Raw genomic sequence first — 20,373 nt, forward strand, 5'->3', positions numbered from 1 at the left:
AGGAGCGGATGTGCGTTTATTACTGATCGAGGATGACGTGGCCCTGGGCGAGGGCATCCATCAGGCCCTGAGTCGCGAAGGTTATACCGTCGACTGGGTGCAGGACGGCAGCAGCGCCTTGCATTCGTTGCTCAGTGAAGCATTCGACCTGGCGGTGCTCGACCTGGGCCTGCCACGCATGGACGGCCTGCAAGTGTTGCGGCGCTTGCGTGACAGTGGCTCCAACCTGCCGGTACTGATCCTCACTGCCCGCGATGCCACCGAGGATCGTATCGCCGGGTTGGACGCAGGGGCCGACGATTATCTGGTCAAGCCCTTCGATCTGGCGGAACTCAAGGCCCGGCTACGGGCCTTGTTGCGTCGTAGCGCCGGCCGCGCCCAAGCGTTGATCGAACATGCCGGCATCAGCCTGAACCCAGGTACCCAGCAAGTCAGTTACCAAGGCAAGCCGGTGGCCCTGACGCCCAAGGAGTATCAGTTGCTCCATGAGCTGCTCTCGCCGCCGGGTCGCGTCATGACTCGCGATCATCTGATGCAACTGCTCTACGGCTGGAGCGAGGAGGCCGAGAGCAACACGCTGGAAGTGCACATCCATCACCTGCGCAAGAAATTCTCCACCGACCTGATCCGCACCATTCGCGGGGTCGGATACCTGGTGGAGGAGCGTCGATGAGTTCGATCCGGCGTCGCACCCTCACGTTGATTCTTGGCCTGCTGTTCCTTGGTTTGTTGATCATCACCGTATTCAACCTGCATGACAGCAACCACGAAATCGCCGAGGTCTACGATGCCCAGTTGGCGCAGAATGCCCGGCTATTGCAGGGCGTGATGCGCATGCCGATGGCGAGCAAGGAGCACGCCGAACTGTATCAGGCGTTCAATTCGGCGTTGGGGCAGGCAGCGCCCAAAGTCGACGGTCATCCCTATGAAAGCAAGATCGCTTTCCAGGTCTGGAACTCACAGGGTTCGGTGTTGGTGCATACGTCCAGCGCGCCGTCGTTCACCTCACCGCCGAGCGCGCCTGGCTTCAGTGAGGTCGTGGACCAGAAAAACCGTAAGTGGCGGGCGTTCGTCCTCGACGACGCGCAATACGGCTTGAAGATCTGGGTGGGCGAGCGTGACGACGTGCGTGCCGACCTGGTCGACCGCATTGTTCGTCACACCGTCGTCCCCAACCTGATCGGCAGCGTGGTGCTTGCGGCCGTGATCTGGCTGGCCATCGGCTGGGGGCTCAAACCCCTGGTCGATATGGCGGCGAAGTTGCGGGCCAGGCATCCCGGCTCACTGGAGCCCCTGCAAATGATGCCGCTCCCTACGGAGCTTGAGCCCATGCAGGCGGCCCTCAACCGCGTCTTGGCGCAGATCCAGGAGGTGATGGGCCGTGAGCGGCGTTTCATTGCCGACGCCGCCCATGAAATGCGTACGCCGTTGGCCGTGCTGCGGGTGCATGCACAGAACCTGATGGAGGCGGGGAGCGAGCAAAGCCGTCGCGAGTCCCTGGAACACCTGATCGCTGGCGTCGATCGCACCACGCGTTTGGTCAATCAGCTGCTCACCATGGCGCGACTCGAACCGCAGGCAGGTGTGCCGACGCCTGCGGTCATCGACCTGGCCGCCACGGTTCGTGCGAGCCTGGTTCAGCTGACGCCCTGGTTGTTGAGCAAGGGGCTCGAGCCGGTGCTGGATGTCAGCGATGACATCGGCCCGGTTCGAATCGACCCAGTGGCCATCGACATCGCCTTGAACAACCTGGTGACCAATGCGGCCAATTTTTCGCCGGCCAACGGCACGATCACCGTACGCCTGGCCAGGAAGGGCGATCACTACGAGCTGTCAGTCGAAGACCAGGGGCCGGGTATCGACGAGGCTGAGCGTGAGCGGCTCTTCGAGCGGTTCTACAGCCGCGGCAATGACCAAGGGGCGGGCTTGGGGCTGACGATCGTACGCACCATCGCGGATCGTCTGGGAGGGCACATACGCCTGGAGAATCGCACCGAGGGTGGGCTGTGCGCGACCTTGGAAATAGGGCGCTTCTAAGCGATTTTCCGCTGCCATGACAGGTGGCCGGTCCCGTGCGTTGCTTCAAGCAGGCGAATCGGCCATGGATTGCCGGGCGAGAAAGTCGACTATCTCGCCAACCGTGCTGCGTGCCGTGCGTGTAACGCCGATCAGGGTGGCGGAAGCCGACCCCGTCCACTCGCCGTAGCCGACCAGCCACAGCCTGGGCTCTTGTATCGAGCGGGTGCCCTCGACCTCCACACGGCCGTCGTTGTTGAGCACCCCCAGCGCATCCAGATGCTGTAGGGCGGGCCTGAATCCGGTGCACCAGATCACCACGTCCACGGCTGATTCGCGGCCGTCGGCCCAGATCACGCCGTTGCGGGTAAAGCGCTCGAAAGGCCTGACGGCCTGAAGGACGTTGCGTTCACGGGCCTCGACCACCGGCGGCACCATGACGATGTCACCCAACCCTCCCACGGGTTGGTCGATGACGCGACCTTCCTGCTGGGCCTTCCAGCGCTCGGTGGCGCGCTCGAACAACACGCGCCCATCGACCTCGTCAGGAAGGAACAGTGGTTCGATGGGGGTGACCCAAGTGGTCTCGGCGATTTTCGACACCTCGGCCAGAATCTGTGCCCCTGAATTGCCGCCGCCCACCACCAGGACTTTCTTGCCGGCGAACGGGGCCGCCTCGACATAGTCCGCCGAATGCAGTTGCTGGCCGGCGAACAAGGCCGCATCAAGATAGCGAGGGATGTAGGGGTTGCTCCAGGTGCCCGTTGCGCTGACCACGACCCGGGCATCCCAGTGCTTGTCCGTGGCATATACGCGCAAGCCCGTTTCGGTGGGTTCCACACGGGTGACCTGTACCGGTCGCACCACGGGGAATCCATAGCGCTGTTCATACTGCGTGAGGTAGTCGACCACATGGTCTCGCGACGGATAGCCATCCTGTGAGGGGGGCATCATCCAGCCGGGGATCGAACTCCAGGTCGCCGGGGAAAAGAGTCGCAGCGAGTTCCAGCCATGCCGCCAGGCACCACCGGGTCCCTCCTGGGCATCGAGGATGACGAACGACAGAGGCGTGCGCCGCAGGAAATAGGCCACCGCCAAGGCTGCTTGGCCCCCGCCGATGATGACTACGTCAAATGTCTCGGGCTGTGAGCAGGGCATGGCGGTGAATCCTTTGGTTGAGGGAGCCCGTTGCAAGGCTCCAAGAGGGGCTTGCAACGTCAATGGCCGCTCCAGGAGAAAGGCCGTTGTACGCTTCAGCAACGTTTGCAGGTCTTGATGCCCAATAACGAATAGAGCGGACAGAAGCGAAAGATACCCGTGGCCAGTGGCACCAGGCCAATCCAGCCCCAGGCGCCGATCGAGCCCGTCAGGGCCAGAATTATAAGGACAAGCCCCACGGCAATACGTGCGCCCCGGTCAATGGTTCCAATGTTGGCTTTCATGACAATCTCCCGATCAATTGATCGCGCCGGGTTTCCAGCACGGTGAACAGCAACATGCCCGCCAACATGGCCAGCATGAACACAATGGCCTGCCAGTGTCCGGTCAGCAGGATGGCCACGGCGGGGCCAGGACAGATGCCGGCAATGCCCCAGCCGATGCCGAACACCAGGCTGCCACCGATCAGGCGTGGGTCCAGTTCTCGCTTGACCGGCAACTGCATGGGGCTGCCCAGCAGCGAATGAGTCTGTTGGCGTGCCCAAGCCAGGGGGACGATGGCGGTGCCAATCGCTCCGATCATCACCAGCGCCAGGGACGGATCCCAGGTGCCGGCCAGGTCCAGGAAACCCAACACCTTTTTCGGGTTGGCCATGCCCGCCAGGAGCAGCCCGAAACCAAAGAGCAGGCCGGCGATGAATGCCGTCAGTTTGCGCATGTTCAAACCCCCATCACGTGACGCAGGATAAATACCGTGGCGAAACCGCTGAGCATGAAACACGCCGTGGCGACCATCGAACGCGGTGAAAGGCGCGACAGGCCACACACGCCATGGCCACTGGTGCAGCCCGAACCGTAACGAGTGCCGACACCCACCAACAGGCCCGCGACAGTGAGGCCGAACCAGCCGTTCTGGAACTCGATCGGCGGCAAGGTGGCAAACACGCCCCATACCAGCGGCGCGACGAGCAGGCCCAGGAGAAACAGGGCCTTTTCGCCCCCCCCTTCGCTGCCTCGCTGCAGCAGGCTGCCGATCAGCCCGCTGATGCCGGCGATCCGGCCGTTGGCGACCACGAACAGGCCGGCCGCCAGGCCAATCAGCATGCCGCCGGCCAGGGATGACCACGGCGTGAAGTTGAGCCAGTCGAGATTCATCAGCGTTCTCCGATGCACAATCGTTGATATTCCACTAGGCGATTCAACCCAGGGCTTTTACCAGCAGCGCGACCGCTACCAGCGTGGACACCAGGGCGAAGCCTCTTTGCAGATGGGGTTCCGGCAACCTCGCGGCGACCAGGCGCCCGCCGAGCATGCCGACGATGGCCCCCATGGAAAAGGGTAGCGCTATTGGCCATTGCAGGTGCCCCATCGCCGAACTCGCCAGCACCCCCGACATGGAGACCAAAGCGATGACGGTCAGCGATGTGGCGAGCACCGACTGCGTGGTCAAATTGGTGTACCGCTGGAGCGCCGGAACCATGACGAAACCACCGCCCACGCCGAGCAGTCCGGAAAGCACCCCGGCGACCATGCCCGACGCTGTGAGCGCCCATGCGCAAGGGCCGGTCCAGTTCAGCTTGCCGCGGTTTTCGTCCAGGACACAGGGGGGCGGTTTGCGCGCGGCGGATGCCTTTGCCCCGGCACGAGCGGGCAGTGATTTTTGCAAGGCCCGAAACGCCACGTACATCAGCAACAAGGCAAACAGGATCGTCAACGGACGGTTGGGCGTGCGCTGCGCCAGCCAAAGGCCCAGCGGCGAGCAGATGACCCCCGCACTGGCCGTCAACAGCGCCGCCTTGTAGCGTACGATGCCATTGCGCAGGCCCATCACGGCGCCCAGGGTGGCAGCCAGGCCCACCGCCAGCAAACCAATGGGCCCGGCTTCGGCCATGCTCAAGCCCACGCCAAAAACCAGGAACGGGACGGCGAGTATGCCGCCGCCGGCTCCGGTCAGCGCCAGGATCACGCCCACCGCAAAGCCCAGTACCAGGACTGCAATCATCTCGGTCTCCTGGAGCAGAGGTTCGATTTCATAGGTCCGCCAGTTCAGGTTTCGCCAGCCACTCACGGCCCTTGAGCATGGCTTTCCAATACAGCGGCGGAAGAATTCGCTCTTTAAGTAGCCAGGCGAGTCTCGAAGGCCGAGTGCCGTCGATCAGCCAGGACGGGAAGCTGGGGGCAAGCTTGCCGCCGTAGGTGAATTCAGCGAGCACGACCTTGCCTCGTTCCACGGTCAGCGGGCAAGAACCGTAGCCGTCGTAATGGGCGCTGCCCTTGGCCTTGCCCATGGCCGCCAGCACATTATGGGCGACCACGGGCGCCTGCTTGCGCGCCGCCGCTGCGGTTTTTGCGTTGCTGGTATTGGTGGCATCGCCCAGTGCGTGAATATTCGCCCAGGTTTTATGCCGCAAGCTGTCGGGATCGACATCGATCCAGCCCGCCCCATCAGCCAGAGGGCTTACGCGGATAAAATCCGGCGCGACCTGAGGGGGCACCACATGCAGCAGATCGAAGTCGTGCGTCACCCGGTGAGTACTACCATCGGCCTTGACGCAGCTGAAGGTCGCCGTTTGTGCCGGTCCATCGACAGAGGTCAGCGTACTGCCGAAATTCAGGTCGATCTCATAGGCGCGGACGTACTCCATCAAGGCCGGCACGTAGTCGGGAACACCGAACAGGACAGCCCCGGCGCTGCAGAAGTCGATCTCGATATCGCCGAGTACGCCTTGGCGTTTCCAGTGGTCGGCGCACAGGTACATCGCTTTTTGAGGGGCCCCGGCGCATTTGATCGGCATGGGGGGCTGCGTGAAAATGGCCCGGCCGCTGCGCAGTTGCTGCACCTGTTCCCAGGTGTAGGGGGCCAGGTGGTACAGATAGTTCGAGGTGACGCCGTTGCGCCCCAGTGTCTGCGGTAAGCCTTCAATGGCATGCCAGTCCAGTTTCAGGCCCGGGCATACGATCAACTGCTCGTAGCGGACCACGCGGCACCCATCGAGAATAATGGCGTCGTTTTCAGGTTCGAAGGCCGCGACAGCCGCTTTGATCCAATGCACGCCCCGGGGAATGGTCGCACCCATCGTATGGGCGGTTTGTTGTGCCTCGAACACGCCACCGCCGACGAGGGTCCAACCGGGCTGGTAATAATGCACATCCGCCGGATCGATGACGGCAATATCCAGGCCTGGCTCGCGGGCCAACAGGCTCGAGGCTGTGGCGATGCCCGCCGCGCCGCCGCCGACAATCACCACGGCATGTCGGGCCTCGGCCACGCCAACAGGCGTGCGTCCCTCATTGGCAATTCTACGAATGACGCCTTTCATGTCGAAGCCGGCTTTCCTGGCGGCTTCGACAATCTGTGGCAAGGGCTGCTGGCCGGCCTGGGACAGCGCCCACATCGTCGTCGAGCGCATGCCGGAGCGGCAGTACGCCAACACTGGCTTGGGCAAGGACTCGAACAATTTGCCGAAGGCAACGCCTTGCTCATCGGTCACCTTGCCGGACTCTGCGGCAAGGTAGTGCGCCTCGATGCCCATCGCTTGTGCCGCGCGCTGGATGTCGGCAAACAAAGGTTGATCGCTGCCTTCACCATCAGGGCGGTTGCAGATGATGGCGCGAAAGCCGCTGGTTTTGATCTCACTCATTTGGTCGGGTTGAATCTGCCCCGAGATCGAGAGGCCGGACGCAAGGTGGCGGATGTCCATGACTGTCTCCGTGATGACGGTTTTTCTTATAAGGGGGGCCGGTCTTCAGAGCCGATTGAGTGGGATTTTCAGGTAGCACGTGCCGTTCGATTCCGGCTCCGGGAAATGCCCGGCCCGCATGTTGACCTGGACCGATGGCAGGATGAGCATCGGCATGTCCAGCGAGGCATCGCGCTGGGTGCGCATTGCCACGAATGCTTCTTCGCTGACGCCGTTTCGGACATGGACATTGTCGGCGCGTTGCTCGGCGACGGTACTGGAAAACTGCACCTCGCGGCCACCGGGTTGGTAATCGTGACAGGTGTAGAGCAGGGTGTTGGCCGGCAGGCTCAAGACCTTGTTGATGGACCGGAACAACGTATGCGCGTTGCCACCGGGGAAGTCACACCGTGCGGTGCCGTAGTCGGGCATGAACAAGGTGTCGCCAACGAATGCAGCCGTTTCCTGGCCGTCGCTGATGACATACGTCATGCAGGCGGGGGTGTGGCCCGGCGTGTGAAGCGCATGGCATTGCAGCGTTCCAATAGTGAACGACTCGTCATTGACGAACAGGTGGTCGAACTGGCTGCCATCGCGGGGCATCTCCCCACCGGTGTTGAACAGCGTGCCAAAGACTTCTTGTACAGTCGCAATCTGGCTGCCGATCCCTATCGTGCCGCCGAGCTTTTCCTTCAGGTACGGGGCGGCGGTGAGGTGGTCGGCATGGACGTGGGTTTCAAGAATCCATTGGACCTTCGCCTCCAGCTCGATCACCCTGGCCATCAGCTTGTCGGCCGAAGTGGTTGTGGTACGGCCGGATTTGGGATCGAAATCTAGGACGCTGTCGATCAAGGCGCACTGGCGCGTCGTTTTGTCCAGCACCAGATAGCTGACAGTGTGGGTCTCCGGATCGAAAAATCCTTCGACGTACGGTTTTACGGTCATGAACGGTCTCCTTTGGGCTCTCATCGAACCGCTTGAAGAACAGACAGAGCAATAATGCTGCCAGGTGGATGCTGGGTCGTTTTAAAAGGCTAACCTAATGATTTTATTGATTTAACTTCATGAGTCCGCGAGGGTGCGGGCCGATGCCCAGACAATTTAACTGCCATTGGCAGTGTTTGTTGGCATAGTGGCAGTGCCACCTGTGCTGGATGAATTCACTGGAGCCGCGATGACACACCGCCTGCCGCCCACCCAAGACCCGCTTCCACGTGCAGACCAGGTGCAGTCCCTGGTCTCGTTTCTGGAGCATGAGCCCCAGCCGATGATCGTCCTCGATCCTGATTACAACATCCTGGCGGCGAACACGGCTTACCTGCGTCAGTTCGGCAGCGCCGACAAGCCGTTCATTGGCCATAAGTGTTATCGGGTTTCCCACCACTACGATGTGCCTTGTGACCAGGCCGGCGAGAACTGCCCGATGAAAAAGGCCAGGGAGATGCGCAGTCCGGATCGGGTCTTGCACATTCATCACACACCGCGCGGGCCGGAACACGTCGATGTGGAACTGCGCCCGATCCTCAATGAGCACGGCGTTATCACTGCTTATGTGGAGCGCCTTACCCAGGTGCGGAGCGCCTCGGCACGGCCCAGTAATGAGGGGCTGGTGGGCAGTTCACCGGCCTTTAATCAGGCGCTGTTGGAACTGCAGCGGGTAGCGCCCTCGATGTTACCGGTGCTGTTGCTGGGAGAGTCCGGCACAGGCAAGGAGCTGTTTGCCCGCGCCGTCCATGAAACCAGTGAGCGGGCCGCGGGGCCTTTTGTCGTGGTGGATTGCTCCGGCTTGACCGAAACGTTGTTCGAGAGCGAGCTGTTCGGCCACGAAAAGGGGGCATTTACCGGAGCGACCACGCGCAAGGTGGGCCTGGTGGAGACGGCCCAGGGCGGTACGCTGTTTCTCGATGAGATAGGCGACGTTCCCCTGGCCATGCAGGTGAAATTGTTGCGACTGATCGAGTCTGGAACCTATCGCCGTGTTGGCAGTGTAGAAACCCAGCACGCCGATTTCAGGCTGGTGGCCGCGACCCATAAGCCCTTGGAAAAGATGGTGGAGAGGGGCGAGTTCAGGCAGGACTTGTACTACCGCATCAGCGTTTTCCCTATCCATTTACCGCCCTTGCGGCATCGCCTTGAAGACATCGGCTTGCTGGTGGATTCATTCCTGCAACGTTCCGGGATCGGTAAGCGTCGGCTGACCATCGATCCCGAGGCGCTGATGCAATTGCAGCGGTTTGCCTGGCCGGGCAATATCCGCGAGCTACGCAATGTCCTGGAAAGAGCCGCACTGTTTGCCGACGACGGCGTCATTCACGCCTTGCATCTGCCCGCGCCCCCCTTGGCGTTGTCCGCCCCAGCCTTGACGCCTGCCCGCAATAGCAGGGACCTGGAACAGTTGGTGGCCACTTTCAAAGGCACCCGCAGCGAACTGGCCAGGCACCTGGGCGTGAGTGAGCGCACGTTATACAGGCGGTTGAAAGAACAAGGCCTGGCCTGAACGTCATCGAGCCTGGACTGCCAATGACTGCCAGCCCCTGGCAGTTTGGCAGGTTTTATTCTCGCCAAACCAGGTAGTGAGCTTCGGCTCTCTCAATAACTAATTGTTTTATAAAGATAAAAAATATATCCAGGCGTTGGCATGCGCCGTGCTAAAGCATGTCCCATGACTATTTCCGATAAACGATTGCGTCGCCATCTGCTCACAGCCGTGCTGATCAAACTGGTCGTGCTGACGGTGCTGTGGTGGCTGTTCATCAAGGATTCGCGCGTCAGCGTCGACTCGAACACCATCAGTGACAGGTTCGGCGTACCCACCTCGGCTCAAGGGGCAAGCAAGTGATCTCAGAACAACTGGTGGATCTGTCACGGCTGCAATTCGCAGCCACAGCGCTGTACCACTTTCTATTTGTACCGCTCACCGTGGGGATGGTGTGGCTGCTGGTCATCATGGAAAGCGTCTACGTGATGACAGGCAATGTCATCTGGAAAGACATGACTCGCTTCTGGGGCAAATTGTTCGGCATCAACTTCGCCTTGGGCGTGACCACCGGCATCACCTTGGAGTTTCAGTTCGGCACTAACTGGGCCTACTACTCGCACTACGTCGGGGACATCTTCGGGGCCCCGCTGGCCATCGAGGGTCTGATGGCGTTCTTCCTTGAGTCGACCATGATCGGCTTATTCTTCTTCGGTTGGGATCGCCTGAAGAAAGAACATCATTTGCTGGTCACGTTGTTGATGGCCATCGGTACCAACCTGTCGGCGCTATGGATTCTGATCGCCAATGGTTGGATGCAGAACCCGGTGGGCTCGCAATTCAGTTACATCACCATGCGCATGGAGATGGTGGATTTCTGGGCCGTGGTCTTCAACCCGGTGGCGCAGGCCAAGTTTGTCCACACGGTGTCTGCCGGTTATGTCACCGGCTCGATGTTTGTGTTGTCGATTTCCAGTTGGTACTTGCTCAAGGGGCGTGATGTCGAGTTCGCCAAGCGCAGCTTTCGGGTGGCGGCCGCCTTCGGCCTGGCCTCTGTGCTGAGCGTCATCGTACTGGGGGATGAGTCGGGTTATACGGTGGGCGAGGCGCAGCAAACCAAGCTGGCGGCCATGGAGGCCATGTGGGAAACCAAACCCGCACCGGCGGGCCTGACGCTGGTGGCCAGCATTAATGAAGCCGAGTCCAGGAATAACTGGGAGTTCGATGTGCCGTGGGTGATGGGCTTGATCGGCACGCGCTCGGTCAGCAAGCAGATCCCAGGGATTCATGACATCAAAGCGAAAAACCGCGCGCGCATTCTGCGGGGCATTACCGCCGTCAATGCGCTTGAAGCGCTGCGCGCCGATCGCACCGATAAGGCCGCGTTCGATACCTTCGAAGCGTACAAGGCCGATCTGGGCTTTGGCCTGCTGCTTAAAAAGTACGTCGAGGATGTCAACCAGGCCACGCCGGCCATCATCGACAAGGCTGTGAACGATACCGTACCGCGGGTGACCCCGATGTTCTGGGGGTTCCGGATCATGGTCGGCCTGGGCTTTGCCATGCTCGTGCTTTTCGGGCTGGCATTCTGGAGCACCTTGAAATCCAGCGGCGCACATCATCGCGGGCTGCTGCGCTGGGCGCTCTGGATGCTGCCTGCGCCATGGCTTGCCTGCGAATTGGGCTGGTTCGTCGCCGAGTACGGCCGCCAACCCTGGACCATCTACGGTGTGTTGCCGACCCACATGAGCGTTTCCACCCTCAGCGTCGATAACCTGTATGGCTCTTTGGCTGGGTTCGTCGTTTTCTACACGGTGCTGCTGGCGGTGGAAATGTTCCTGATGGTCAAGTTCGCCCGCCAGGGCCCCGGCAGCCTCGGTACAGGTCGTTATGTCCACGACGCCAAGTTGAAGGAGCTTCACCATGCTTGATTACTTCACGCTCAAGATCATCTGGTGGGCGCTGGTCGGCGTCCTGCTCATAGGTTTCGCCATCATGGACGGCCACGACATGGGCGTCGGCTCACTGCTGCCGTTTGTCGGTCGCAATGACATGGAACGTCGCATCGTGATCAACACCGTGGGCCCGCACTGGGATGGCAATCAGGTCTGGTTCATTACGGCCGGCGGCGCCTTGTTCGCCGCATGGCCGGTGGTCTATGCCACGGCGTTCAGCGGGTTCTATTGGGCGATGATCCTGGTGCTCTGGGCGTTGTTCTTCCGCCCGGTGGGTTTCGACTACCGCAGCAAGATCCATAACCCGGTGTGGCGCAGTACCTGGGATTGGGGGCTTTTCGTGGGTGGGGCCGTGCCGCCGCTGGTGTTCGGCATCGCGTTTGGCAACTTGTTGCAGGGCGTACCGTTTCACTTCAATCAATACCTGGTGTCAACCTATACCGGCAGCTTCTGGCAATTGCTCAACCCTTTCGCGCTGCTGACCGGCCTGGTCAGCAGCGCCATGATTACGCTGCAGGGGGGCACCTACCTGGCCCATCGCACGGAGGGCAGCATCCAGTCCCGGGCGATAAAAGGCGCGCTAGGCGCTGCGATCGTACTGGTGTGTTCGTTCATCGCAGCGGGTATCTGGTTGCAATGGATCGAGGGCTATCGCATCACGTCGCTCGTCGATACCGCCGGGTTGCCTGACATTCTCGGCAAGTCGGTCGTGAGGGAGGCGGGGGCCTGGATGGCCAACTATGGTCGCTATCCTTGGCTGTGGCTGCTGCCCGCGCTTGGACTGGCCGGCGCAGCCGGTGCGGCGCTGTTGCTGATGAGGCGCCGTACCCTTTGCGCGTTCGTTGCGTCATCGCTTGCGGTGGTCGGTGTCATCGGTACGGCAGGGGTATCGATGTTCCCCTTTGTCATGCCGTCGTCATCGATGCCAGCGGCCAGTCTGACCGTGTGGGACAGTGTTTCCAGTCACCTGAGCCTGGCCATCATGTTCTGGGCCACGTTGTTCTTCATGCCGTTGATCGTGATCTATACCGGTTGGGCGTATCGCGTCATGCGCGGCAAGGTCACGGCCACCCAGATCAACGCCAACGAACACTCGGCGTACTAGTGTCGACAGAGGAGTGAAGCAATATGTGGTATTTCGCCTGGATGCTGGGAGTCGGTTTCGCACTGCTGCTGGCGATACTCAATGCGATGTGGGGCGAGAACGAGACCGGTCGAGCCATGAGCGACCATGACGAGGCGCAGCCATGACGCTGAATGTCGCGGGTGTCCAGCCCACGTCACGGCTGCATCGGCTGAGCCTCGTCGTTGCGGTGACGATCATGTTGGCCTGCTCGCTCTACCCGCCACTGATGACGGCGCCGGACGGGAAAGCCGACCATGTCTTGGCAACGGCCTTGTTTATCGCCATGAGCGTGGCGTTTGTCAGGGGCGTGGGGTTCATTCCCCGCAGGCCTGTCTGGCGAAGGATGTTTTCAGGTTGGACCTGCCTGGTGGCTCTTGCGCTTGCCGGTGGGTTGAAGTTGTTGCACTGAAGCCTGATGAGAAGCCCGGCGATGGCTGGACGGTGATCAAGAAAACTCACCTGCCGACGCGGCAGGTGAGTAGGGCAGTCCTGGGGGCCGGCCTAGCGAGCTGGTGGGCTCATTTGCTGTTGTTGCATCATCTGCTCCATCATCATCTGTTGCATGCCCATGTACCTGTCCATCATGTACTGGTGCTGCTTCATCTGCTCAGGCGTCATCCGGGAATAGTGGCTGCCCATTTGTTTCCAGCCCATCATCGGGCCGTTCCCCTTCATGTGGCCGCCCATCATGCCTGCCCCGCAACACCCCATCATCCCATTCATCGTCTGCATGCTTTGCCGCATCGTGGCCTGGTGATCCTGCATGAGCTTCTGGCGTTGCGCCGGATCGCTGGTGTTCTGGATCTGGGTCATCTGTTCCTGCATTTTTTTCAGGTTTTCCTGGGCCGTCGCCATCTGCTGGTCGAATTGCTCAACGCTCATTGACGGCGGGGGCGCCTTGGCGGCGTCGGTGGCTTGCTGGGCAAAGCTCAGCGTGGGGAAAAGCACCGCGGTCAGGGCGAGGGCGGCGAGTCTGGATGCGTTCATGATTCAGTTCCTTGCAGGCTGGTGGCGCGGGGAGTGGGATCGTCACGGTTGACGATCGGACTCGGTTAAACGCAGTCGAAGCTGTTTTTCAATTTCGATGATGGCGAACAGCGCAATGCCCACCGCGATGATCAGCAGTCCATCCATGAAGGGCACCGCTTGGGTCGCGAACACGGTTTGCAGCGGCGGCGCGTAGGTGATGGCGAATTGAGCGACGGTCACTACCGCGACGGTCGCCCACACAACCTTCGTACCCCGAAGGCCCTTCCAGGTCAGTGACGTGCCGTAGAGATTGCGGATAAAGAACAGGTGGAAAATTTCCATCACGACCAAGGTGTTCACTGCCAGGGTGCGGGCCAGTTCGACGGAGTAGCCTCGGTCCAGGGCATAGGTAAAGATGCCGTAGACACCGCACAGGAACAGAATGGAAACGAGCACCATATGCCAGACCAATGCGCCGCTGATCAACGGCTCCTGTCGTGAGCGCGGTGGCCTGCGCATGGTGTTGTCTTCGGTTGGTTCGAACGCCAGCGCGATACCCAGCGTGATGGCGGTAATCAGGTTGATCCACAGGATCTGTATCGCTGTGACTGGCAATGTAAGGCCAAACAGCAGCGCGACAATCAGGGTCATTGTCTCGCCCGCGTTGGTGGGTAACGTCCAGCTCAGCACTTTCTTGATGTTGTCGTAGACCGTCCGGCCTTCACGCACAGCGGCCACGATGGAGGCGAAGTTATCGTCCGCCAGTACCAGGTCCGCGGCTTCCTTGGCTGCTTCACTGCCTTTGCAACCCATGGCGATGCCGGCATCTGCGCGTTTGAGCGCTGGCGCGTCGTTGACGCCGTCGCCGGTCATCGCCACGGTCATGCCGTTGAGTTGCAGCAACGTCACCAGCCGCAGCTTATGTTCGGGGCTGGTACGCGCGAAGATGTTCACTTGCTTGAGTGATTTCCTGAGGGTGGCATCGTTCATGGCGTCCAGGTCGCTGCCGGTCAGTACCTTGTCGGGGTTGTCCAGGCCGATCTGATCACCGATGGCGCAGGCGGTGCCGGCGTGATCCCCTGTGATCATCTTCACGACAATGCCGGCCGCCTGGCATTGCTTGATCGCCTGGATCGTTTCCGGGCGGGGCGGGTCGATCATCCCGACCAGGCCAAGCAAGGTCAGTGTCCCTTGCACATCGGCAAACTCCAGGATGGCGTGTTCGGGCGGGACGGATCTGACGGCGAGCGCCAACACGCGTTGGCCCTTGCGGGCGATGGCATTGGCCTGCGCGTGCCAATAGTCGGCATCGAGCGGGGCCGTTGCCCCCGTGTTGCTGCGCTGGTGCGTGCACATGGTCAGAATCTGCTCCGGCGCACCTTTGACATAAATGGCGGCTTGCCGGTCATGGTTGTGATGCAGCGTTGCCATGAAACGGTGTTTGGCGTCGAACGGAATGGCATCGGTGCGGGCCCAAGTGCCGCGTTCCTCTTCGCCGTTGATGCCGGCCTTGGCGCAAAACACCAGCAATGCACCCTCCATGGGGTCCCCTTCGACTTTCCAGGTGTCTTCGTGCTGCCTCAAGCGTGCGTCATTGCAAAGGCTCGTCGCGCGCCCCAGTTCGGCCAGCACCGGGTGGTGGGAGGTGTCGATCAATTGATCGGCAAGGTTCATGTTGCCCGAAGGCTGGTAGCCGACACCGTCGACGGTGAAGGTCAGGTCACGGGTGACGACGGATGCCACCATCATCTCGTTACGGGTGAGGGTGCCGGTCTTGTCCGTGCAGATGACCGATACCGAGCCCAGGGTTTCGATGGCCGGCAGGCGCCGAACGATGGCGTTGCGCTGGGCCATCGCCCGCACGCCCACCGCCAGGGTGATGGTGAGTACGGCGGGCAATCCCTCGGGTATGGCTGCGACCGACATGCCCACCACGACCATGAATATCTCGGTGAAGACGTAATGCCCGACAAAGTGGCCATAAGCGAGTAGCAGACCGGCGATCAGCAAAATCAATAGCGTCAGCCAGCGGGCGAAGGCATCCATTTGCTTTATCAGGGGCGTCGTCAGCGGCTCCACTGCTGACAGCAGGTTGCTGATGCGCCCGATTTCAGTCGATGTCGCGGTGGCGACAACGACCCCTGTCGCTTGTCCGCAGGTCACCAGGGTGCCACTGAAGGCCATGCAGGCACGATCACCCAGGGCCGCTTCGATGCGCACCGGTTCGGTATTTTTTTCGGCCGGTGCGGATTCTCCGGTCAGGATGGCTTCCTGGACCTGGAGCCGGTTGGCATGCAGCAGGCGCAGATCCGCCGGGACCTTGTCGCCGGCCTCCAGCAAGACGATATCGCCGGGCACCAGTTCCTCGCCTGCGATGCCCAGGCGTTCGCCGGCACGTATCACCGTTGCCCGGGGCGCGAGCATGTTGCGGATGGCGTCCATGGCCTGCTCGGCCTTGCCTTCCTGGACATAGCCAATGATCGCATTGGCCACCACGACAGCGAGAATGACCACCGTGTCCCACAGGTGTTGCAGCGCAGCGGTGATTGCAGCGCAACCCAGCAGCACATAAATCAGGATGTTATGAAATTGCAGCAGAAATCGCCGCCACGCTGGCCGTCGGGCTGACGCCGACAACCGGTTGAAACCCGTACGCTCAAGCCGGGCCTGGACTTCGGCGATGTCCAGCCCGGCTTGCTCATCGACATCAAGGTGTTTGAGCGCCTGTTCGGCGGGCAACGTGTACCAGGCCAGGCCCTGCGAGGGCGTTGTCGGGTGCGCCGCTGGTATGTTGCTCGGTCGGTTCATCAGCCGCGTTCCTGTGGATACGGAGCGGTTGTTCTACAGGCCATCGGCACAGGACTGCCTTCAGCCCATCTGCTGCGGCGCAATCACCCACAAGCTGCAGGGCATCTTGTACAGCAGGCCTTCGACGGTGCTGCCGATCAGCTTGTCCAGGCTGCCGTAGCGCACGCGCCCCATGACGATGACATCAATGTCATGGGACGCGGCGTAGCTCGCCAGCACCTTGGCCGGGTCACCCATGATCATGCGTCGCTGGTCCGCGGCGATGCCATTGCGTTCGGCCAGTGCATCGAAGGCGGCGCCCTGGGACTCGTAGAGCTGGCGGGCCAGGGTCGAGGAGAAGAACATCGAACCGTTGCCAAAACCGTATTCAGCGGCGGTAATGGACGAAAGGTCATAGGCGTAGATGACTTCCAGCGTCGCGTCGCAGCGGGTGGCCAGCTTGTTGGCTTCGCTCAGGATCCGATCATTGAGGCCTTCGTAGCGTCCGTCCTGATGGAACGGGTCAATGGCGGCCAGGATCTTGCGCGGGCGGGCGTGGGCGACCTTGTTGACGAAGTGCAGCGGGACCTCGCATTCGCGCAGCAGATGCACGTCCAGCGGCGTGAACATCAGTCGGGAAAACCACGACTCAGGGTCCACCGACTTGATCAGCGCAGCCATCGGCGCTTCCTTGAGGTGGACCAGGATTTCCTGCAAGGGGCGCTCGACCCACGTCACTTCTGTCGTGACTTCGATGCCGAGGTTGCGCAGGGGCCTGGCCTGTTCCTCCAGCCACTGCCGATGGCGCTCGATGTAGCCCAAGCGCATCTGCTCCAGCGCCTGCTCGTTGACCAGGCCCGCCGTGGCCAGGCCTTCGAGGTAGTCAAACGCGACAATATGCAGCGCCGCGCCTTCGGCCCTGGCCAGTGCGGCGGCCCGGTCGAACGCCGGGCTGTGTTCCATCAGTGGCGAGACGACCAGCATCAATCGTGATTGCGTAGACATGACAAACCTCCCGGGCAAGGACCTGTTGGCGCCGGGCGACGTTTCGCGCGGCGTGGTGTCTGTCATCGATCATGAGCGTCATGGAGGCCGGTAACTTGATTTGCATCAAACACGCTTCAAAGCGTTGCATCGGAGGCGGCAACGGCGCGGCAATCGCGCTATGTTTGAGCATGATCAGTCGCCCCAGGGCACGAGCGCAGCCGGCTCGGACCTCTGGATTGAGTGACAACCGCAGACAGTGCCAGAGAGCCGAACCATGACTGAAACCCTGGCCTTCGCCAATGCCGCCGCCGCGCTGGGAATCGGCCTGTTGGTGGGGCTTGAGCGCGAACGACGCAAAGGCGAGGGCGACCGGCGCGACTTCGCCGGCCTGCGTACCTTCGCCATCACGTCCGTGCTCGGCTACCTGGCGGTCCAGGCGGGCGGTCCCTTGTTGCTGGGGGGCATGACGCTCGCCCTGGGCGCATTGGTCACCGTGGCCTATTGGCGAAACCTCGACAAGGATCCGGGGATCACCAGCGAGGTGGCCTTGTTCGCAGTATTGGCACTGGGCGCGCTCTGTGCGAGCGCCCCAGGCCTGGCGACCTCGATTGGGGTGGTGATGGCCGGGCTGCTCGCCAGCCGCCAGGCGTTGCACCACTTTGCCCGCAACCAATTGACGGCCACCGAGATGCGCGATGGCCTGGTGCTGTTGATCGCCGCGCTGGTCGTGCTCCCGCTGGCACCGGATCGATTCCTCGGGCCTTATGACGCAATCAACCTGCGCAACCTGTGCACCCTCACCGTCATGCTGATGGCGGTGGGTGCGCTGGGGCATGTCGCGGTTCGAACCCTGGGGACCCGCTATGGCTACGCCCTCAGTGCGATTGCCTCGGGGTTTGCTTCTGCCACGGCGACTGTCGCGACCATGGGCGGTATCGCGGCCAAAGAGCCGATCAATCTCAAGATGGTGAGCGCTGCGGCGATGTTATCCAATCTGGCGACGGTGACTCAAATGGGCCTGATTCTCGCAGCCGTGGACCCCGCGCTGCTGCGTTGGATGTGGGGGCCGTTGGTGTGCGGGATGCTGATGGTATTGCTCTACGCCGGCGTGCTGATGTTTCCCCGGCCAAGGGCGCGGGCCGATGAAACCATCAAGCACAGCGGCGCCTTCAGCCTCAAACTGGCGATGACGATGGTCCTGGCGATGGCCGCTATCACTGTCCTCTCGTCGGCGATGCTCGATGTGTTTGGCCAGGCCGGGGTGACCGTCACCGCGATTTTCAGCGGGTTGCTCGACGCCCATGCTTCGACAGCCTCCATCGCTTCCCTGGCCAAGGGCGGGTTGTTGCCCTTCGACGGCGTCGCCGTACCGGTCCTGATGGCGCTGAGCAGCAACTCTCTGAGCAAATGCGTCGTCGCCTGGCTCAGTGGCGGGCGAAGGTTCGCCGGGTATGTGATTCCCGGCCAGGTGCTGGTCACGCTGGCGATGTGGGCAGGGCTGTTGCTCCCGAGTTTGTCAGCCTGAATGATGGCTGTTTGATGAAGATCAAGTCCTGTCTCGGGCAGGCGTCCATTCTGGAAACCTCAATCCTTTAAGTGGCTGTCGCCACGTGCCGAGGTGTTCCATGTCCCAGACTCAACGTTTATTGCTAGTGGCGCCTGACGCCATGATCCGTACGCCGGCGTTCGACCGCGCCACCGAGTTGGCCCTGGCGCTGGACCTGCCCCTGCATATCGTGGCGTTCGACTACCTGGAGTTGCTCTCGGTGGCCGGTCTGTTCGCCCCGGAACAGGTCAAGCAAGCGCGTGAGGGTTATCTGGAAACCCATCGGCATTGGCTGTGGCAACAGGCCGAACTGGCACGTCGGCACGGCGTCGAGGTGACCTGCGAGGTGGTGTGGAGCAAGGATGCGTTCCAAGCCTTGCAGCAATACGTCAAGGAGATGCCGATGGCGTTGATCATCAAGGACGCGCAGCCGGAACCGGCAATGAAGCGGGTGTTTTTCACGCCCCTGGACTGGCGCTTGCTGCGTGACTGTCCGGTGCCAGTGCATCTGGTCACGGACGCTCGTAACCCGCGGCCTCGGCGGGTCCTGGCGATTGTCGATGTGCTGCGCAGCGAGGAGCAGGACCTGGTGTTCAACGACCGGATCGTCGACGCCGCGGTCAAACTGGCGGAACAATGCAACGCCCAGGTCGAGTTGCTGCACGCCTTCGATTGGACGGCTGTCTACGCCTCGGATATGGGCATTGGTGCGCTGCCCCTGGCCACGGGGCTCTATGAAGCGTTGGGCCAGGCACAGCACGAGGTGTTCGAGTCCCTGGCCGAGCGGCACGGGGTCGCACCGCAGCAGTGCCACTTCATCGAAGGGGCGCCGCTGAACAGCATTTGCACGTTCGCCATCGATCACCAGATCGATGTCATCGTCATGGGCACCACGGCGCATCGTGGCCTGGACAAGCGCCTGGGCACCACCGCTGAGCTCCTGCTGCAACGGGCGCCCTGCAGCGTATTGGCGATCAAGCCGCAAGCGTGATTGGCGCAACGCGGCGCGAGGCCATGCCAAGGCCTCGCGCAGCGTCCGGGATCAAAGGTAGAGCCGGTGGATGACCTGCCGGGTGTCGTCGGGATCGCTGTGGGTTTCAAAACCCAGGCTATGGGCCAAGTCCCGCATCGGCGCATTGCTGGCCGCATCGACGGAGTACATCTGGCGATAGCCGTTTTTACGCGCGGTGTCGATCAGGTGCTCCATCAACAACGTCCCCAGTCCCAGGTGTTGCCAAGGGTCGGCGACCGTCACCGCACACTCGCATTCGTGTTCCTGGGTCGCGCAATAGCGGCTGACACCGATCTCGATCAACTCGCCGTTGTCATGGACCAGGGCGATGTAGGCCATGCGCGTCTTGCAGTCGACGTCCATCAAGTTATCGAGCAGCGCCGCGCCCGGCTCATTGATCTGCGCCAGGAAGCGCATGTGCCGGGACTCCGGTGACAGGCGCATGATGAAGTCGTATTCGCGCTGGCGATCCTGCTCCCTGAGCGGGCGGATCAAGACATGCCGGCCGTCCTTGAGTGCCTGGATCCAGTGTTTGCCACTGATGCTGGCATACAGGGCAGCGGCGCGTTCGTTGTGGTCTTTGACAGTGAGCATGGTGCGATCCTCCCTCGGATGTGCACGTGCGGTGCGATAAAAAGCTACGCATTCGGTACTGTTCTAC

General features: G+C 61.6%; 21 protein-coding genes. 10 read left to right on the forward strand and 11 right to left on the reverse strand.

Annotation, left to right across the window (positions count from 1 at the left end; translation table 11 throughout):
- Nucleotides 1–10: 10 nt before the first annotated feature.
- On the forward strand, nt 11–673 hold the full coding sequence (locus BLT00_RS03325) for a response regulator (protein WP_092141796.1): 663 nt from the start codon (nt 11–13) through the stop codon (nt 671–673).
- The gene (locus BLT00_RS03330) at nt 670–2,037 is read left to right on the forward strand and encodes a sensor histidine kinase (RefSeq protein ID WP_092141793.1); all 1,368 of its coding nucleotides are present in this window, start codon (nt 670–672) and stop codon (nt 2,035–2,037) included. Before BLT00_RS03325 ends, BLT00_RS03330 begins: the two co-directional genes overlap by 4 nt.
- A 45-nt stretch (nt 2,038–2,082) precedes the next feature.
- On the opposite strand, the gene BLT00_RS03335 is transcribed toward BLT00_RS03330, so the two are convergent.
- The 7 genes from BLT00_RS03335 to BLT00_RS03365 form a co-directional block, all read right to left on the reverse strand.
- Entirely contained in the window at nt 2,083–3,174 is a 1,092-nt protein-coding gene (locus tag BLT00_RS03335) for an ArsO family NAD(P)H-dependent flavin-containing monooxygenase (protein WP_092141790.1), read from the reverse strand.
- A 95-nt stretch (nt 3,175–3,269) separates the two neighbouring features.
- On the reverse strand, nt 3,270–3,458 hold the full coding sequence (locus tag BLT00_RS03340; RefSeq protein ID WP_092141787.1) for a YgaP family membrane protein: 189 nt from the start codon (nt 3,456–3,458) through the stop codon (nt 3,270–3,272).
- Complete coding sequence (locus BLT00_RS03345; protein ID WP_092141781.1) at nt 3,455–3,892, reverse strand: DUF6691 family protein; 438 nt, start codon at nt 3,890–3,892, stop codon at nt 3,455–3,457. The genes BLT00_RS03340 and BLT00_RS03345 overlap by 4 nt, the downstream gene beginning before the upstream one ends.
- A gap of 2 nt (nt 3,893–3,894) precedes the next feature.
- Nucleotides 3,895–4,329 (reverse strand): YeeE/YedE family protein, encoded by a 435-nt coding sequence (locus tag BLT00_RS03350; protein WP_092141778.1) that lies wholly within the window; start codon nt 4,327–4,329, stop codon nt 3,895–3,897.
- 43 nt (nt 4,330–4,372) lie between these two features.
- Nucleotides 4,373–5,176 (reverse strand): sulfite exporter TauE/SafE family protein, encoded by an 804-nt coding sequence (locus BLT00_RS03355; RefSeq protein WP_092141775.1) that lies wholly within the window; start codon nt 5,174–5,176, stop codon nt 4,373–4,375.
- A gap of 28 nt (nt 5,177–5,204) precedes the next feature.
- The gene (locus tag BLT00_RS03360) at nt 5,205–6,875 is read right to left on the reverse strand and encodes a bifunctional protein tyrosine phosphatase family protein/NAD(P)/FAD-dependent oxidoreductase (protein ID WP_092141772.1); all 1,671 of its coding nucleotides are present in this window, start codon (nt 6,873–6,875) and stop codon (nt 5,205–5,207) included.
- Nucleotides 6,876–6,920: 45 nt separating this feature from the next.
- Nucleotides 6,921–7,799: an MBL fold metallo-hydrolase gene (locus BLT00_RS03365; RefSeq protein WP_092141769.1), complete on the reverse strand. Its 879-nt coding sequence runs from the start codon at nt 7,797–7,799 to the stop codon at nt 6,921–6,923.
- Nucleotides 7,800–8,028: 229 nt separating this feature from the next.
- On the opposite strand from BLT00_RS03365, the gene BLT00_RS03370 reads away from it, so the two are divergent.
- From BLT00_RS03370 to BLT00_RS03390, 6 genes are all read left to right on the forward strand, one after another.
- Nucleotides 8,029–9,351, forward strand: a complete 1,323-nt coding sequence (locus tag BLT00_RS03370; RefSeq protein WP_092141766.1) for a sigma-54 interaction domain-containing protein — start codon at nt 8,029–8,031, stop codon at nt 9,349–9,351.
- A 165-nt stretch (nt 9,352–9,516) separates the two neighbouring features.
- Nucleotides 9,517–9,693: a cytochrome oxidase putative small subunit CydP gene (gene cydP / locus BLT00_RS31765; protein WP_014338536.1), complete on the forward strand. Its 177-nt coding sequence runs from the start codon at nt 9,517–9,519 to the stop codon at nt 9,691–9,693.
- Entirely contained in the window at nt 9,690–11,261 is a 1,572-nt protein-coding gene (locus BLT00_RS03375; RefSeq protein WP_092141763.1) for a cytochrome ubiquinol oxidase subunit I, read from the forward strand. The genes cydP and BLT00_RS03375 overlap by 4 nt, the downstream gene beginning before the upstream one ends.
- The gene (gene cydB / locus BLT00_RS03380; protein ID WP_092141760.1) at nt 11,254–12,390 is read left to right on the forward strand and encodes a cytochrome d ubiquinol oxidase subunit II; all 1,137 of its coding nucleotides are present in this window, start codon (nt 11,254–11,256) and stop codon (nt 12,388–12,390) included. Before BLT00_RS03375 ends, cydB begins: the two co-directional genes overlap by 8 nt.
- A 23-nt stretch (nt 12,391–12,413) precedes the next feature.
- On the forward strand, nt 12,414–12,536 hold the full coding sequence (gene cydX / locus BLT00_RS03385; RefSeq protein WP_092141757.1) for a cytochrome bd-I oxidase subunit CydX: 123 nt from the start codon (nt 12,414–12,416) through the stop codon (nt 12,534–12,536).
- A complete protein-coding gene (locus tag BLT00_RS03390) occupies nt 12,533–12,820 on the forward strand; it encodes a cyd operon YbgE family protein (RefSeq protein WP_092141754.1) in 288 nt (95 codons plus the stop codon). The genes cydX and BLT00_RS03390 overlap by 4 nt, the downstream gene beginning before the upstream one ends.
- A gap of 92 nt (nt 12,821–12,912) precedes the next feature.
- Here BLT00_RS03390 and BLT00_RS03395 read toward each other — a convergent pair whose 3' ends face one another.
- The 3 genes from BLT00_RS03395 to BLT00_RS03405 are packed head-to-tail and all read right to left on the reverse strand — an operon-like array spanning nt 12,913 to nt 17,172.
- Nucleotides 12,913–13,398 carry a hypothetical protein gene (locus tag BLT00_RS03395; protein ID WP_092141751.1) on the reverse strand — a complete coding sequence of 162 codons (486 nt, stop codon included), beginning with the start codon at nt 13,396–13,398 and terminating at the stop codon, nt 12,913–12,915.
- Between the two features lie 42 nt (nt 13,399–13,440).
- Nucleotides 13,441–16,188 carry a cation-transporting P-type ATPase gene (locus BLT00_RS03400; RefSeq protein ID WP_092141748.1) on the reverse strand — a complete coding sequence of 916 codons (2,748 nt, stop codon included), beginning with the start codon at nt 16,186–16,188 and terminating at the stop codon, nt 13,441–13,443.
- A 60-nt stretch (nt 16,189–16,248) separates the two neighbouring features.
- Entirely contained in the window at nt 16,249–17,172 is a 924-nt protein-coding gene (locus BLT00_RS03405) for a universal stress protein (protein ID WP_092141745.1), read from the reverse strand.
- A 256-nt stretch (nt 17,173–17,428) separates the two neighbouring features.
- Between BLT00_RS03405 and BLT00_RS03410 the strand changes: the two genes are divergently transcribed.
- Complete coding sequence (locus BLT00_RS03410; RefSeq protein WP_092141742.1) at nt 17,429–18,679, forward strand: MgtC/SapB family protein; 1,251 nt, start codon at nt 17,429–17,431, stop codon at nt 18,677–18,679.
- A 100-nt stretch (nt 18,680–18,779) separates the two neighbouring features.
- Nucleotides 18,780–19,691, forward strand: coding sequence for a universal stress protein (locus BLT00_RS03415; RefSeq protein WP_092141739.1), 912 nt, complete (start codon nt 18,780–18,782; stop codon nt 19,689–19,691).
- Between the two features lie 51 nt (nt 19,692–19,742).
- Here the strand turns inward: BLT00_RS03415 and BLT00_RS03420 are convergent, their stop codons facing one another.
- Nucleotides 19,743–20,306 carry a GNAT family N-acetyltransferase gene (locus BLT00_RS03420; RefSeq protein ID WP_072347403.1) on the reverse strand — a complete coding sequence of 188 codons (564 nt, stop codon included), beginning with the start codon at nt 20,304–20,306 and terminating at the stop codon, nt 19,743–19,745.
- Nucleotides 20,307–20,373: the final 67 nt, after the last annotated feature.

Origin of the sequence: Pseudomonas sp. NFACC51, assembly GCF_900103575.1 — a bacterium.
In the GTDB taxonomy this organism is placed as follows: domain Bacteria; phylum Pseudomonadota; class Gammaproteobacteria; order Pseudomonadales; family Pseudomonadaceae; genus Aquipseudomonas; species Aquipseudomonas fluorescens_Q.

What these genes read in the sequence shown, in the direction of transcription:
- BLT00_RS03335 (WP_092141790.1), bottom strand. Translation starts at nt 3,174, where the DNA reads ATGCCCTGCTCACAGCCCGAGACATTTGACGTAGTCATCATCGGCGGG.
- BLT00_RS03410 (WP_092141742.1), top strand. Translation starts at nt 17,429, where the DNA reads ATGACTGAAACCCTGGCCTTCGCCAATGCCGCCGCCGCGCTGGGAATC.
- BLT00_RS03390 (WP_092141754.1), top strand. Translation starts at nt 12,533, where the DNA reads ATGACGCTGAATGTCGCGGGTGTCCAGCCCACGTCACGGCTGCATCGG.
- BLT00_RS03360 (WP_092141772.1), bottom strand. Translation starts at nt 6,875, where the DNA reads ATGGACATCCGCCACCTTGCGTCCGGCCTCTCGATCTCGGGGCAGATT.
- cydX (WP_092141757.1), top strand. Translation starts at nt 12,414, where the DNA reads ATGTGGTATTTCGCCTGGATGCTGGGAGTCGGTTTCGCACTGCTGCTG.
- cydP (WP_014338536.1), top strand. Translation starts at nt 9,517, where the DNA reads ATGACTATTTCCGATAAACGATTGCGTCGCCATCTGCTCACAGCCGTG.
- BLT00_RS03365 (WP_092141769.1), bottom strand. Translation starts at nt 7,799, where the DNA reads ATGACCGTAAAACCGTACGTCGAAGGATTTTTCGATCCGGAGACCCAC.
- BLT00_RS03370 (WP_092141766.1), top strand. Translation starts at nt 8,029, where the DNA reads ATGACACACCGCCTGCCGCCCACCCAAGACCCGCTTCCACGTGCAGAC.
- BLT00_RS03400 (WP_092141748.1), bottom strand. Translation starts at nt 16,188, where the DNA reads ATGAACCGACCGAGCAACATACCAGCGGCGCACCCGACAACGCCCTCG.
- BLT00_RS03420 (WP_072347403.1), bottom strand. Translation starts at nt 20,306, where the DNA reads ATGCTCACTGTCAAAGACCACAACGAACGCGCCGCTGCCCTGTATGCC.
- BLT00_RS03405 (WP_092141745.1), bottom strand. Translation starts at nt 17,172, where the DNA reads ATGTCTACGCAATCACGATTGATGCTGGTCGTCTCGCCACTGATGGAA.
- BLT00_RS03345 (WP_092141781.1), bottom strand. Translation starts at nt 3,892, where the DNA reads ATGCGCAAACTGACGGCATTCATCGCCGGCCTGCTCTTTGGTTTCGGG.
- cydB (WP_092141760.1), top strand. Translation starts at nt 11,254, where the DNA reads ATGCTTGATTACTTCACGCTCAAGATCATCTGGTGGGCGCTGGTCGGC.
- BLT00_RS03395 (WP_092141751.1), bottom strand. Translation starts at nt 13,398, where the DNA reads ATGAACGCATCCAGACTCGCCGCCCTCGCCCTGACCGCGGTGCTTTTC.
- BLT00_RS03355 (WP_092141775.1), bottom strand. Translation starts at nt 5,176, where the DNA reads ATGATTGCAGTCCTGGTACTGGGCTTTGCGGTGGGCGTGATCCTGGCG.
- BLT00_RS03340 (WP_092141787.1), bottom strand. Translation starts at nt 3,458, where the DNA reads ATGAAAGCCAACATTGGAACCATTGACCGGGGCGCACGTATTGCCGTG.
- BLT00_RS03415 (WP_092141739.1), top strand. Translation starts at nt 18,780, where the DNA reads ATGTCCCAGACTCAACGTTTATTGCTAGTGGCGCCTGACGCCATGATC.
- BLT00_RS03350 (WP_092141778.1), bottom strand. Translation starts at nt 4,329, where the DNA reads ATGAATCTCGACTGGCTCAACTTCACGCCGTGGTCATCCCTGGCCGGC.
- BLT00_RS03330 (WP_092141793.1), top strand. Translation starts at nt 670, where the DNA reads ATGAGTTCGATCCGGCGTCGCACCCTCACGTTGATTCTTGGCCTGCTG.